Origin of the sequence: Devosia sp. RR2S18, from assembly GCF_030177755.1 — a bacterium.
GTDB lineage: Bacteria > Pseudomonadota > Alphaproteobacteria > Rhizobiales > Devosiaceae > Devosia > Devosia rhizosphaerae.
The window spans coordinates 1,273,268-1,287,331 of sequence record NZ_CP126539.1; the positions used below are offsets into that span (position 1 = coordinate 1,273,268).

Genomic DNA, 14,064 nt, shown 5'->3' on the forward strand with positions numbered 1-14,064 from the left:
GCACAATAAATGGCTGAACTACACAAGAACCTGATCGACGGGGAATGGGTCGGCGCCGAGGGCGTGGAGAACATCAACCCCTCCAATACCTCCGAAGTTGTGGGCGTCTATGCCCGCGCATCGGCTGAGGAAACCAAACAGGCGATTGCGGCAGCCAAGGCGGCATTCCCCGCCTGGTCGCGCTCGGGCTTGCTGGAACGCCATGCGATCCTGCGCAAGGCGGCCGATGAAATCCTCGCCCGCAAGCAAGAGCTGGGTGAACTGCTGAGCCGTGAAGAGGGCAAGACACTGGTTGAAGGCATCGGCGAGGTCACTCGCGCCGGTCAGATCTTCGACTTCTTTGCCGGCGAAGTGCTGCGCCTCACGGGAGAAGTGGTGCCGTCGGTCCGCCCCGGCGTCGGTGTCGAGATCACGCGCGAGCCGATTGGTGTCATCGGCCTCATCACACCCTGGAACTTCCCGATCGCTATTCCAAGCTGGAAGATTGCCCCCGCCCTGGCCTATGGCAACACCGTCGTCATCAAACCGGCGGACCTCGTGCCCGGCTCGACCTGGGCCATCGTCGACATCCTGGTGCGGGCAGGCCTGCCCAAGGGCGTCCTGAACCTCGTCATGGGCAAGGGCTCGGTGGTCGGCCAGACCATGCTCGACAGCAAGAACGTCCATGCCGTCAGCTTCACCGGCTCGGTTGGTACCGGCAAGCGCGTTGCGGCTGCGTCGGTTGAAGTCGGCCGCCGGTTCCAGCTGGAAATGGGCGGCAAGAACCCCACCATCGTGCTCGACGATGCCGATCTCAAAGTTGCCGTCGAGACCGTGGCACAGTCCGCCTTCTTCTCGACCGGCCAGCGCTGCACCGCCTCTTCGCGTGTCATCGTCACCGAAGGTATCCACGACCGCTTCGTGGAAGCCCTCGCTGAGCGCACGCGTAATCTGCGGGTGGGCAATGCGCTGGACAAGGACACCGAGATCGGTCCGGTGGTCGATCCTGGCCAGCTCAAGCAGGACACCGACTACATCGAGATCGGCAAGAACGAGGGCGCCAAGATTGCCGCTGGCGGCGAACGCGTCCAGAAGGACACGGAGGGCTACTTCCTGCAGCCGACGCTGTTTGTCGAGGCGACCAACAATATGCGCATCAGCCGCGAAGAGATCTTCGGGCCGGTCGCTAGCGTCATTCGGGTCAAGGATTATGAAGAGGCACTCGCCACCGCAAACGACACCGAGTTCGGTCTATCCGCTGGCATCGTGACCACCTCGCTTAAATACGCCACGCACTTCAAGCGCAATGCCGAGGCAGGCATGGTGATGGTCAACGTGCCAACCGCTGGCGTGGACTTTCACGTGCCGTTCGGGGGCCGCAAAGGCTCGAGCTATGGTCCGCGCGAGCAGGGCAAGTACGCCGCCGAGTTCTACACTCAGGTCAAGACGGCCTACACCGCGGCTGGCTAAGACGAAAAAGACTGCGCCGGCCTCGTGCCGGCGCAGTTGCATTGGCGCCCTGCCGAGAGCAGATTGGTGCCATTCGCCCGCGCGATTGCGGGCAGACGACTGAGGTTCACGAATGCCCGAGCGAGTGTCTGTGCTGGCCCCTTTCCGGCACGAGACCTTTCGCCTGCTCTGGATCGCCACCTTAGCGTCCAATCTCGGCGGTCTTGTGCAGGCGGTCGGCGCCGGGTGGATGATGACCACCCTCACGGACTCCCACAATATGGTCGCCCTGGTGCAGGCCTCGACCACCCTGCCCATCATGGTGTTCTCCATCGCAGCGGGCGCGCTGGCCGACAATTTCGACCGGCGCATAGTGATGATCATTGCCCAATCGGCAATGGCGATCATTTCCGTGGTGCTGGCGGTGCTGGGTTTCCTTGGGCTGATGACCCCCTGGCTCTTGCTAGGGTTCACCTTTCTGATTGGCTGCGGCACAGCGTTGTTCAACCCGTCTTGGCAGGCTTCCATGGGCGATATCGTGCCGCGCGACGACCTGCCCGGCGCGGTGACGCTCAACGCCATGGGCTTCAACATGATGCGCAGCGTGGGGCCAGCAGTTGGCGGCATCATCGTTGCCTTTGCCGGCGCGGCTGCGGCCTTCGCGGTCAATGCGGTTTCCTACCTCCCGCTGATCGCCGCGCTGTTCCGGTGGCAGCCGCAAGCGATCGCCAACAAGTTGCCGCGGGAGAGGTTCGGCAGCGCCATGTGGGCCGGGGTGCGCTATGCCTCGCTCTCGCCCAATCTGATGACAGTTATGCTGCGTGGTTTCCTGTTCGGCCTTGCCGCTATCGCGGTGCTGGCGCTCCTGCCTTCGGTGGCAAGCGAATATCTCGGCGGCGGCGCCCTGGGCTATGGCGCGTTGTTGGGGTGCTTTGGCGTTGGTGCCATCGGAGGCGCCTTCCTCAACGGAAGGGTGCGCGAGCGCTACAGCAATGAGATCATCGTGCGCATTGCCTGCGTGGTGTTCGCGGTCTCCTGTGTCGGCCTGGGCTTCAGCCGCGAAATCGTGCTGAGCTGTCTCATTCTCTTGCCAGCGGGCGCGGGCTGGGTGCTGGCGCTGTCACTGTTCAACGTCTCCGTTCAGCTCTCAACGCCCCGTTGGGTTGTGGGGCGGGCGCTATCGCTCTACCAAACGGCTACTTTCGGCGGCATGGCACTGGGCAGCTGGCTCTGGGGCAGTGTCGCCGATCTGTCCGCACCGAGCTGGTCACTCGCCTTGGCGGGGGTGACGCTCCTTGCCTGTGCTCTGGTGGGTCTCAAGCTGCCGCTGCCGCAGTTCAGCTCACGCGACCTCAGCCCGCTCAATGCCTTCAACGAACCGGTGCTCAAGCTCGAGATGCGGCCGCGGAGTGGGCCGGTGATGGTGATGGTGGACTATCAGATCGTCCAGGAAGACATTCCCGCTTTCCTCCGGCTAATGAGTGAGCGCCGCCGTATCCGCATCCGCGATGGTGCGCGGCAATGGGCGCTGCTGCGGGACCTCGAACGCCCAGAGATCTGGGTGGAGAGCTATCACGTGCCCACCTGGGTGGACTATGTGCGCCACAATCTGCGGCGTACCAAGGCCGATGCCGAGAACCTGCAGAGCTTGCGGGCGCTGCACCGGGGCGAGGGACCGCCCCATGTCCACCGCATGATCGAGCGGCAGACCGTGCCGCAGGTCGACGACATGCCGCTCCGGGAGAGCCCCGAGCACTAGGCCACTTGGGCGAAGCGCTCGTCGAAAGCGTAGCCCGCGCCGCGAACGGTCCGGATCGGGTCGATCTCGCGGCCGCGATTGATGGCACGACGGAGACGACCGATATGGACATCCACTGTCCGCTCATCGACATAGACGTCATTGCCCCAGACACCATCGAGCAATTGCTCGCGCGAATAGACCCGGCCGGGATGGCGCATGAGATATTCGAGTAGTCGATACTCGGTGGGACCAAGATGGACGTCGCGATTGCCGCGGCGGACGCGGTGGGTGGTGCGATCGAGTTCGAGATCGCCGACCTTGAGCGAAGCGGTCACCAGATTGGGGTTCGCCCGTCGCAGAAGTGCATGGATTCGGGCCATCAGTTCGGGAACAGAAAACGGCTTTACGACGTAGTCGTCCGCACCTGTGGCAAGGCCCCGCACCCGTTCTTCTTCCTCGCCGCGTGCGGTCAGCATGATGATCGGCACCCGCGCGGTCTCGTCGCGCGCCCGCAAGCGCCGGCACAGTTCGATGCCGGAGATCTCGGGCAGCATCCAGTCAAGCAGGATCAGATCGGGCAGCTTTTGCTGGATCTGGACCTGGGCCTCGTCACCGGTTTCAGCAGTCAGGACCCGAAAGCCTTCGGCCTCAAGATTATAGCGCAAGAGAATGGCGATATCGCCTTCGTCTTCGACGACGAGAATTGTAGCCGACATGGCTTAAACCTTGATCTGCTTGCGCTCGAGCTCTTCGACATTGCTCCCGAGCTGCTTGCCGGTCTGCAGATAGTAGGCGCGCTCCGCAATGTTGGTGGCGTGGTCGCCGATGCGTTCCAGGCTCTTGGCGCAAAACAGCAAATGCGTGCAGGAGGTGATGTTGCGCGGATCTTCCATCATGTAGGTGAGCAGCTCACGGAACAACGAGGTGTGCATCGCATCGACCTCGTCATCGCGGTTGCAGACCTCGACGGCAGCGGCGGCGTCCCGATTGGAATAGGCGTCCAGCGCCTGCTTTAGCTGCCGCATTACCAATGCCGTCATGTTGCGGACGCCATTGTAGAAAGTTGGCTGCAGGTTGAGCCCATCGAGTTTCAGGGAGCGCCGGGCCAATTGCTTGGCCATGTCACCAATGCGCTCGAGGTCCCCCGCGACATGGATGGAGGTAATGATGGCGCGTAGATCGCTCGCCATCGGCTGACGACGAGCAATCATCGAAACCGCCATTTCGTCGATCCGGCGCTCCATGTCGTCGATGCGCTGATCGGCGATGATGGTCAAATCGGCGAGCTCGCGATCAAGCTTGAGCAGGGCCTTGGTGCCATTCTCGATGGAAACTTCCACTTCACCGCCCATTTCGGCGATGGCTTGAGCGAGCGCATTGAGTTCGTCGCTATAGGACTGAACGATATGGTCGGCGCCGGTATTTGGCATTGGTTTTCCTCCTCGATGCGCCCGGTCAGCCGATCCGGCCCATGATGTAGTCTTGTGTTTGCTTGTGCACCGGGTTGGTGAAGATCTCTTCGGTGACGCCTTCTTCGATCAGCTTGCCCAAGTGGAAGAAAGCGGTCTTCTGCGAGACGCGGGCGGCCTGCTGCATGGAGTGTGTCACGATCACGATCGTGAAGTTCTCGCGCAGTTCATCGATGAGTTCCTCGATGATTGCGGTTGCGATAGGGTCGAGAGCCGAGCAGGGTTCATCCATCAGGATTACTTCAGGGCCAACTGCGATCGCGCGCGCAATGCAGAGGCGCTGCTGCTGACCGCCGGACAGACCTGTACCCGGCTCGTATAGGCGGTCCTTCACCTCTTCGAAGAGACCCGCCTTGCGGAGTGAGGAGACAACGATCTCGTCCAAATCGGCTTTGGAACGCGCAATGCCGTGGATCTTAGGACCGTAGGCTACGTTCTCGTAAATCGACTTGGGGAATGGGTTCGGCTTCTGGAACACCATGCCGATACGGGCGCGCAGTTCCACCACATCGAGATCCGTGTCGTAGATGTCTTCGCCATCAAGCCTGATCTGGCCTCCAACCTTGGCGCCCTCGATGGTGTCGTTCATGCGGTTGATGCAGCGCAGAAAGGTTGACTTGCCGCAGCCCGACGGCCCGATGAAGGAGGTAACTGCCCGATCGGGAATGTCGATCGAAATGCCGTGCAGAGCCTGCTTGTCGCCGTAGTGCACCGTCACGTCGCGCGCTTCGATGCGCGTTGGCGCGTTTGCAAGGTCTACGATCGCGCGTCCTGCCTCGGTGTCGCTTGTCATCTTGAGCCTACCAGTAAGCATGTCCATTTGTCAGACCTCCTAGCCCGATCAGGCACGACGCTCCAGCCGTGTCCGGAGGAAAATAGCGATGGCATTGAGCAGCAGCATCAGCCCGAGAAGCACGATGATGGCGGCGGAAGTCCTCGCTTCGAAAAAGTTTCGGTTCTCGTTGCCCTGCCACAAATAGATCTGCACGGGCAGCGCGGTAGCCGAATCCAGGGGGGTGGCTGGAATGTTCGCGATAAAGGCGCTCATGCCGATCAGCAGCAGCGGTGCCGTTTCTCCCAGCGCCTGTGCAACGCCGATAATGGTCGCGGTCAGGATGCCCGGAAACGTTAGTGGCAGAACGTGATGGAAGACCGTCTGGTTCTTGGAGGCGCCCAGGCCAAGTGCCGCCTGGCGCAAGGAGGGCGGTACGGCGCGCAGGGAAGATCGCGTGGCGATGATGATGGTGGGCAGGGTCATCAAAGTCAGCACCAAGCCGCCAACCAGCGGTGCGGAGCGGGGCAAGCCAAGATAATTGATGAACACTGCTGCGCCGAGCAGGCCGAAGACGATGGAAGGCACTGCTGCAAGATTGTTGATGTTAATCTCGATGAGGTCGGTCCAGCGGTTCTTGGGCGCAAACTCCTCCAAGTAGATCGCGCTCGCCACGCCGATCGGCACGGCCAGCACAATCACCACGATCATCATGTAAAGCGAGCCCATGAAGGCACCGGCCAGACCTGCAGTGGCGGGGGCGGAACGGCTGTCAACATTGGTGAAGATATGCCAGGCGAAGTCGAAGGTGATGATGCCTTCGGCCACAAAGCGATCAGCGAGCTGCCTTGTCTCGGCAGAAAGCTGCTGACGTGCATCGGCTAATTCGCGGTTGATAGTCCCTTTGAGCCAGTTATCTGTATTGGCAGAAGCCAAGATCGAGACCGGCAGAGTCTGTCCCAACACGTCAGGATTGGCAAAATACATGTCGCGCAACTGGAAGCGAGCAGCCGTCGTCACGAGTTCAAGTAGATCGCGGGTCTCGATATCGGCATCGGGCGCGCTGGTTCGTACGGCTCGCTCGACGATGGCGTTCCAGTTCGACAGGGTAACGTTACGTTGCCACTGAGCCATCGCTTGCTGGTACTCAGCAGGGGACGCGCTGTCCTGCGGCTGCGGCTGAGGCCCACCTTCGATCAGTTCGGGGTCAAAATAGGCTTCGACATGAAGAGTGGACTGCCAGAACGAGGGAAGCCCTTTGGACAGGATCATCCCGAACAGGATCGCCACGAAGCCCAGTGCGGCGACAATGGAGAGAATGCCGGCCCAGCGAAAGATCGTCTCGCTGCGATGGCGCCTTCCCAGGCTCTTGCGCACACGCTCGCGCCGGGCCTTGCTGGTATCATTGGTGGAAAGCAATGCGTCAGTCATGGCTATTCGTATTGCTCCCTGAATTTACGGACGATGTAGAGGGCCATGATATTGAGCAGCAAAGTCATGACAAACAAAGTTAGCCCGAGTGCAAAAGCAACCAGCGTCTGGGGGCTGGTGAAGGCTGCGTCGCCCGTCAGCTGATTGACGATGCTCACGGTCACAGTTGAGGTCGGCTCAGCAGGATTGAAGCGCAGGACTGGGCTGTTGCCGGCCGCCAGCACCACAATCATGGTTTCTCCGATGGCGCGGCTCACCGCGAGCAGGATCGCGCCGACGACGCCGGGAAGGGCGGCGGGCAGCAGCACCTTGCGTATGGTTTCGGACTTGGTGGCGCCCAGGCCCAAGGAACCATCGCGCATCGCGCGGGGCACCTGGGCGATGATGTCATCGCTGAGCGAAGAAATGAACGGGATGATCATGATGCCCATGACAATGCCAGCAGTCAGGGCGCTCGTGGCGCGGATGTCGAGACCGATTACATCGCCAGCAGCGGCAAGAAAGGGGCCGACCGAAACCAGCGCGAAGAAGCCGTAGACGATGGTGGGAATACCTGCCAGCACCTCAATAACCGGCTTAACCACGCTGCGCACGCGCTTGTCCGCGTATTGCGAGAGATAGATCGCCGACATAAGGCCAATTGGAACAGCCACCAGCATGGCGATGATGCTGATCATCACCGTGCCCCAAAGGAGCGGCAGGAGGCCATATTCGCCGGCGGAGCCAGAGCCAGTGCTCTGAAAGCGCGGGTTCCAGACCGTTCCGAAGAAGAAATTTTGGGGGGCGATGAAGGTAAAGAACCGGAACGCATCAGCGAGCAGCGACAGAACGATACCTATTGTGGTCAGGATAGCGACGGTCGAGCAGAGGATCAGTGCAATGCGGATTGCCAGTTCCACCTCGGTGCGCGCACGCAGGCGGAGCCCGATGCGGCGCTGCGCCAGGAAAAGACCCGCTGCACCCAGGGCCGCCGCGGCAGCAACAACAACCAAAGAGGTGACCAGTTGGAATGACTCGTATGCCCTGGCCGCTCCCATTTCCTCGGGGGACGGAGTTCCGACCACGCCGAATCCGTTGGCGAGAGCGTGCACGCGATTGACCGCAGCTTGCACCTGGACCTCGGTTAATTGCGCGGTTTCGAGTGGCAGTTGCGCCAGAATAAATCCACTTGAGACGTAGTCGCTGAAAAGCGCCCACAAACTCAGGAGGAGAATAGCGGGAAGTAGCGCAAACAGAGCGGCTAGGACGCCGTGATAGATTGGGCGGGAGTGGAGGCGGTCGCCCTTGCCGCTGGCGAGCTTGCGGCTACGCGACCAGCCGACCTGATAGGAAACTGTCAGAAGGACCAGAAGAAGTGCGGCGACTACGAGAGCGTTCACGGCGTCCTGGTCTCCTGGAGAGCCGAGGTCATCTGACCGGCCCCTGACTAATTCGAAAGGAAAGGACCCCGGCAGTGCCGGGATCCTCTATGTTCGTAGGGCGCCGGATTACTCAGGCTGGTACTGCGTGCCGTTGTTGAAGGCGTCGAGCTGCTCAGTCAGGAACTCGCTGGAAGCAGGAACCAGGCCAGCGCTTTCCAGAGCACCGCCGGCACCAGCCATCTGCTCGGACAGGAAGAAGGCTACGTAGTCTTCAATGCCGGGGATCACGCCGATATGCGCGCCCTTGACGTAGAACTGCAGCGGACGGGAGATCGGGTAATCACCCGAAGCAATGGTCTCTAGGGTCGGCTCAACACCGTCAACCGTGGCAACCTTGAGAGTGTCGCGGTTCTGGTCGTAGAAGGACAGGCCGAACACACCAATGGCTTCTGGGTTCGACTGCAGGCGAGCGAGAGTCTCAGTGTAGTCGCCAGCGATCTCGACAACCACGTCCTGACGCGGGGTCAGGCAAGCGGCTTCCATGGCATCTTCGTCCATTTCGGGCAGGCCAGCGGCCTCGCAACCGAGTTCCAGAACGCGCTCGTCGAAGACTTCGCGGGTGCCGTGGTTGGTGCCGGGGATGGCAACAAAGATGTCCTGGTCAGGCAGGGAGGAGTCGATTTCGGACCAGTTGGTGTAGGGATTGTCGACCAGTTCGCCATCGACGGGAACCTGAGCGGCAATTGCCTTATAGAGGTGCACGGGCTCAAGTGCGAAGTCGCCCTGGTCGATGCCAGTTGCAAAGACGATGCCGTCGTAACCGAACACCACTTCACGGACGTCTTCAACGCCGGCAGCTTGGCAGCTTTCGAGTTCGCTCGCGCTCATCTTGCTCGAGGAGTTGGCGATGTCGAGGGTAGCCTCACCAACGCCTTCACACAGCTGACGCTTGCCGCCACCCGAGCCGCCGCCGGCTACGTTTGGAGTGTTGTAGTCGGGGAAAGCATTGCTGAATTCTTCGGCAACGATCGAAGCGAACGGGAGAACGGTAGACGAGCCAGCGATTTGGATGGTGTCGCGCGACTGGGCGGAAGCGCCCGTGGTGCCAACGGCGACGAGTGCGATGACGGCAGCACTGGTGTAAAGTGCAGACTTCATGAGGTTTCCCTTTCGGAATTCAGTTCAACGTGGCTGGTTCAACCGGCAGTTCATCCCCCGGCGCCGCCCTGTGACGCGGCCGACCATAGGGGGCTGTGGCGACACATTTATTGCACTTTGATGACTGCTATGTGACAGGCTAAGTCACGGTATTTGAACTGAATTTCTTTAATATTGCTGTGGAAAGGTGATTTCTTGGATCGGTGTCATGCGCTGCCTGGAATTTTCTCTATCTCAGTAGCGGTCTAAGTTCAGACTGGATTTTTCGCATCAAGGGCAGGAAAGTCGCGATCATATGCGATGTCGAGGCCCGTGCCGATTGGGCGCCGATGTTGATGGCCGCGACGACCTCTCCCTTCGCATTGTGTAGCGGCACCGCAATGGAGTTGAGACCGAGTTCGAGCTCCTCGTCGATCACGGCAAAGCCTTGCGCGGCAACTACGGCCAGTTCGGTTGAAATGGCTGGAAGGTCCGCCTTAGTCTTTGGTGTGTAGGCGATCAGCTGCGAGCGATCGAGAATGTCGCGTGCGGCAGACTGGGGGAGGCTGGCAAGAAGGATGCGGCCCATGGACGTGCAATAGGCCGGCATGCGTGCGCCAGCGCCCAGATTGATGGACATTACCCGGCGATGGGAAGCGCGGGCGACATACAGAATCTCGGTGCCGTCGAGGACTGCGGCCGACGAGCTTTCATTGGTTTGCGCTGACAGCTGATCCAGGAAAGGCTGGAGCAGACGTGGCAATGGGGTGGCGGCCAGATAGGAATGGCCCAGGTTCAGCACTCTGGGCGTCAGCCGGAAGAACTTACCGTCATAGCTGGCGTAGCCCAGGCTGGTGAGCGTGAGCAGGCACCGGCGAGCTGTCGCCCGTTCCAAGCCCGTCCGGTTGGCCACATCGGTGATCGAGAGGCTGGCATGGTCCTCATCGAAGCACTCGATGACTGCGAGCCCTTTCACGAGGCCATTGATGATGTCGCCTGGCCGCATGGATTAGCGCCTGAGCCTCGATGCGTCAGAGACCGCCAAGGCTGACATACTTGATCTCGAGATAGTCCTCGATGCCATATCTGGAGCCTTCACGGCCCACCCCCGATTCCTTAAAGCCGCCGAATGGCGCCACCTCGGTGGTGACCAGCCCATCGTTGACGCCGACAATGCCATAGTCGAGGGCTTCCGAGACACGGAAGGCACGCGCCAGGTCCTGCGTGTAGAAGTAGCAGGCAAGCCCATATTCGGTGTTGTTCGCGGCGGCGATCGCCTCGTCTTCGGTGTCGAACCGGAAAATCGGGGCGACTGGACCGAAGATCTCCTCGCGCGCCAGGCGCATACGTGTACTAGCCTCGGCGATAATGGTGGGGGCGTAGAAGTTCTCGCCGGCGGTGTGGCGTTCGCCCCCCCGTACAATCCTGCCGCCATGCTCCCGCGCATCGCCGACAAGGTCCTCCACCTTGGCCAAGGCGCTGCTGTCGATCAAAGGACCGATCTGAGTTCCCTCCTCGCTGCCATTGCCGACCCGCAGCGCCGCAACGGCGGCGTCGAACTCTTCGAGGAAACTATCGTAAATTCCCGCCTGGACGTAGAAACGGTTGGTGCAGACACAGGTCTGTCCGGCATTGCGGAACTTGGCGGCGACGGCGCCGCTAACGGCGCGCTCGAGGTCAGCATCATCGAAGATCAGGAAAGGCGCATTGCCGCCCAACTCCATTGACATCTTTTTGACCGTCTCCGCGCCTTGGCGCAGCAACAGCTTGCCAACAGCCGTCGAGCCCGTGAACGAGATTTTGGCCACTTTCGAGCTGCTGGTCAGTTCGCCGCCGATTTGCTTGGCGTCGCCAGTGACGATGTTGAGAACACCCTTGGGGATGCCTGCGGCCTCGGCCAGAACACCATAGGCAAGAGCGGAGTAGGGGGTCTGGGCGGCCGGCTTGGCCACGATGGTACAGCCCGCCGCCAGTGCCGGTCCAATCTTGCGGGCGAGCATGGAAGAGGGGAAGTTCCACGGCGTGATTGCACCCACCACACCCACGGGTTGCTTGGTGACGAGGAGTCGACGATCGGGCCAAGGAGAGGGAATGATGTCCCCGTAGACACGCCGGGCTTCTTCGGCGAACCAAAGGATGTAGGCGGCGCTCATGCCGACTTCGCCCTTGGCCTCGGCCAGCGGCTTGCCCTGCTCGCGCGTCAGCAGCAGTGCCAATTCGTCCTGATGGGCAAGGATCAGATCGTGCAAACGGCGCAAGAGGTTCGCCCGTTCAGCCGCCGTTTTGGCGCGCCAGGCTGGAAAAGCCGCCGAAGCTGCGTCTATGGCGCGACGAGCGTCGGCAGCGCCGCCGTTCGGAGCCGTTCCAATGATCTCTCCGGTGGCCGGGTTGGTCACCTCGAAGCTTGCACCCGAGGCGGCGGGGACCCACTCCCCATTGATGAAGTTAGCGGAGCGAAGCAGGTCGAGCTTGGTCATCTTGTCCTCAGCTGGTGATATCGCTGGCGAGGCACTTTACCCCAGCGCACGGGGTGAGAGTCAAACGAGCCGGATACGCATTCTGCTGGTTGTCGAGTTCTTCCCTCTTGCCTGCAGGCGCCACCCTGCTATGACGCGACGAGCGGGCCTATAGCTCAATGGTTAGAGCCGACCGCTCATAACGGTCTGGTTCCAGGTTCGAGTCCTGGTGGGCCCACCAGCTTTATCAAGGGGTTAGCCTTTATCGGCTGACCCCTTTTGATTTACGTCCCGGTTTATGTCCCGGAGATAGATGTGATCGGGACCATGGATTGACGCAGTGTTCCCGTTTCGTTCATGCTTGGGCATGGGCCAGAATCCCCGATCCGGACTGAACTACCGCACGCGGCTGCTATCTCGCCAGCGATCTACTCGAGTGCGGCTATCATCCTGACCTGTTCGTCGAGGAGCTCTTCGGCCCTCGGTGCCCGAATTGCGGTAGCCCGAACTTCTTCCGTGTCCGGGAACGATACGCCAACTCCGATGATGTTGGCACACGTTGATTAGACGACCTGCAGGGGAGCGTCGTATCCAGCTCTGGAAGGACGAGTTCTATGGGCCGCTGCCACCGCCGGATTGACCGCTGTCGCGACTCGCATTACCAGTCATAATTATCGGAGTTAGAATTCCGACCGGACAACCCGCCCTCGCCGGCGGGTTTTGTCGTTTCTGGAGACTGGATGACCGAACTCGCAGCCTGGCTGCAGGTGGTCATCGGCCTCGCCACCCTCTTCATTGCTATCCTTCAGCCGTCCCGCACCCGTCGCCGTATGCGCCGGGTCACGACGCGTTGGAAAGGATTTGGGATGGAGTGGAGCCGGCGGGTCGAAGACACCGACGACCAGGCCTAATCGCCCTTCCACTGCCCCCTATCTGAACATGGCATGGAGAGCGATGGATGACGCACGCCTATACATTATCGCTGCAGCTCACCCCATTCTCCCCGCCACAGCTGGCTGCTCTCGATGTCGATGGCGATGGCGCGGTAGCCGTATGCCTCGGCATAGCTGTCAGCCAGCTTGATAGCGGTATCGATCTCGTGTGGACCATCAAAGCCGGGCGGCAACTCCTCCCACTTGGGTAACTTGATTTCGCCCGTGGTGACGCCGGCATCATCAGTGCGCACGACAAGGACAATCGACCGCGGATCGGGTTCGTCGACGTTCAGCAGGTACAGCGGCCGTAAGTGATTCAAAGGACTCATCGATTTTCCGTGATCCGACTCGCAACGTAAGGATTGCGAGGCCATTTCGTGAGTCTCATGAATCACTTAGCGCACAAAGTTACGATGCAGCCGACGTTGACGGATCAGCCTCCGGTCGGCGACGGCTGGCTGCATGAAATCAAATACGACGGTTACCGGACCCAACTCAGCGTCTGGTCCGGACACGCGCTGGCATACAGCCGCAATGGCCACAACTGGAGCGATCGCTACAAGCCGATCTGTGAAACCGCCAAAGGATTGCCGGTTCTCTCCGCGCTGATCGATGGTGAAGTCTGCGTCCAAGACGACAAAGGTGTCACAGACTTCTCTGCCCTCCCGAGGGCCATCTCGGAGCGGCCTGGCGACCTGGTGTTCTTCGCATTCGATTTGCTCCACCTCGATGGCGTCAATTTAGACGACAGGCCGCTGGAGGAACGACGGGCCAAGTTGCGGTGGCTCCTCGATCAGCTGCCAGACAGCCGGTTGGTGATGTCGGATGAGTTCACCGGTGATGGCAAAAGCTTCTTCGAGCTCGCCGACCGGCATGGATTGGAAGGCATCGTCAGCAAACGGAAAGGCAGCCGGTATCGATCAGGCAGCTCTCGGGATTGGCTGAAGATCAAGTGTTGGAAAAGCGATACCTTCGACATCATTGGCATTGAGCGGGATAAGGAGGGCGTCCCACATGCGCTGGTGGCAGATGCCTCAGGCTATCGTGGCTCGGCATACCTGACATTGCCTGGCGGTGCGCGGGAGCTGTTCTGGCGATGGACCGAGCAGCATGCTGCCGAGCAAGGCCCGTTCAAGAAGCGTGGCGCACAGTGGCTGCAACAGGGCTTGCGAGCGCAGGTTCGGTTCCTCAAGGGATCGGACAAGCTGCGGCATGCGGTGGTTCAGAGCATCCAAGTCGAGGGCTGAACTAACCTATCGTCCGCACTATCGTTTGGGTGAATCGCCGGAATTTCCGGTAATTCAGTTGAACCTAACCCTCCTTAACTTCCAGTT

13 protein-coding genes and 1 tRNA gene are annotated in these 14,064 nt (G+C 60.7%); 5 read left to right on the forward strand and 9 right to left on the reverse strand.

Features of this window, described 5'->3' with window-relative positions; all coding sequences use genetic code 11:
- The first annotated feature begins 9 nt into the window (after positions 1-9).
- Entirely contained in the window at positions 10-1,449 is a 1,440-nt protein-coding gene (locus QOV41_RS06190) for an aldehyde dehydrogenase family protein (RefSeq protein ID WP_284580245.1), read from the forward strand.
- A gap of 112 nt (positions 1,450-1,561) precedes the next feature.
- The gene (locus tag QOV41_RS06195) at positions 1,562-3,187 is read left to right on the forward strand and encodes an MFS transporter (protein ID WP_284580247.1); all 1,626 of its coding nucleotides are present in this window, start codon (positions 1,562-1,564) and stop codon (positions 3,185-3,187) included.
- On the opposite strand, the gene phoB is transcribed toward QOV41_RS06195, so the two are convergent.
- The 8 genes from phoB to QOV41_RS06235 all read right to left on the reverse strand — a co-directional run bounded on the left by phoB (position 3,184) and on the right by QOV41_RS06235 (position 11,816).
- Positions 3,184-3,885 (reverse strand): phosphate regulon transcriptional regulator PhoB, encoded by a 702-nt coding sequence (phoB, locus tag QOV41_RS06200; RefSeq protein WP_284580248.1) that lies wholly within the window; start codon positions 3,883-3,885, stop codon positions 3,184-3,186. The genes QOV41_RS06195 and phoB overlap by 4 nt on opposite strands.
- Positions 3,886-3,888: 3 nt before the next feature.
- Positions 3,889-4,599 carry a phosphate signaling complex protein PhoU gene (gene phoU / locus QOV41_RS06205; protein ID WP_284580250.1) on the reverse strand — a complete coding sequence of 237 codons (711 nt, stop codon included), beginning with the start codon at positions 4,597-4,599 and terminating at the stop codon, positions 3,889-3,891.
- A gap of 25 nt (positions 4,600-4,624) precedes the next feature.
- Positions 4,625-5,431 (reverse strand): phosphate ABC transporter ATP-binding protein PstB, encoded by an 807-nt coding sequence (gene pstB / locus QOV41_RS06210; protein WP_284581197.1) that lies wholly within the window; start codon positions 5,429-5,431, stop codon positions 4,625-4,627.
- A gap of 48 nt (positions 5,432-5,479) precedes the next feature.
- Complete coding sequence (gene pstA, locus QOV41_RS06215; protein WP_284580252.1) at positions 5,480-6,841, reverse strand: phosphate ABC transporter permease PstA; 1,362 nt, start codon at positions 6,839-6,841, stop codon at positions 5,480-5,482.
- A gap of 2 nt (positions 6,842-6,843) precedes the next feature.
- Complete coding sequence (gene pstC, locus QOV41_RS06220) at positions 6,844-8,220, reverse strand: phosphate ABC transporter permease subunit PstC (protein ID WP_284580253.1); 1,377 nt, start codon at positions 8,218-8,220, stop codon at positions 6,844-6,846.
- Between the two features lie 108 nt (positions 8,221-8,328).
- Positions 8,329-9,360, reverse strand: a complete 1,032-nt coding sequence (locus QOV41_RS06225; RefSeq protein ID WP_284580254.1) for a PstS family phosphate ABC transporter substrate-binding protein — start codon at positions 9,358-9,360, stop codon at positions 8,329-8,331.
- 229 nt (positions 9,361-9,589) lie between these two features.
- Positions 9,590-10,345: an IclR family transcriptional regulator domain-containing protein gene (locus QOV41_RS06230; RefSeq protein ID WP_284580255.1), complete on the reverse strand. Its 756-nt coding sequence runs from the start codon at positions 10,343-10,345 to the stop codon at positions 9,590-9,592.
- 25 nt (positions 10,346-10,370) lie between these two features.
- Positions 10,371-11,816, reverse strand: coding sequence for an NAD-dependent succinate-semialdehyde dehydrogenase (locus QOV41_RS06235; RefSeq protein WP_284580256.1), 1,446 nt, complete (start codon positions 11,814-11,816; stop codon positions 10,371-10,373).
- 144 nt (positions 11,817-11,960) lie between these two features.
- Between QOV41_RS06235 and QOV41_RS06240 the strand changes: the two genes are divergently transcribed.
- Positions 11,961-12,036: transfer RNA gene (locus tag QOV41_RS06240), tRNA-Ile, on the forward strand.
- A gap of 499 nt (positions 12,037-12,535) precedes the next feature.
- Positions 12,536-12,706 carry a hypothetical protein gene (locus QOV41_RS06245; protein WP_284580257.1) on the forward strand — a complete coding sequence of 57 codons (171 nt, stop codon included), beginning with the start codon at positions 12,536-12,538 and terminating at the stop codon, positions 12,704-12,706.
- A 65-nt stretch (positions 12,707-12,771) separates the two neighbouring features.
- Here the strand turns inward: QOV41_RS06245 and QOV41_RS06250 are convergent, their stop codons facing one another.
- Positions 12,772-13,059, reverse strand: coding sequence for a hypothetical protein (locus tag QOV41_RS06250; protein WP_284580259.1), 288 nt, complete (start codon positions 13,057-13,059; stop codon positions 12,772-12,774).
- 57 nt (positions 13,060-13,116) lie between these two features.
- On the opposite strand from QOV41_RS06250, the gene QOV41_RS06255 reads away from it, so the two are divergent.
- The gene (locus tag QOV41_RS06255) at positions 13,117-13,977 is read left to right on the forward strand and encodes an ATP-dependent DNA ligase (protein ID WP_284581198.1); all 861 of its coding nucleotides are present in this window, start codon (positions 13,117-13,119) and stop codon (positions 13,975-13,977) included.
- The last annotated feature ends 87 nt before the right edge of the window (positions 13,978-14,064 follow it).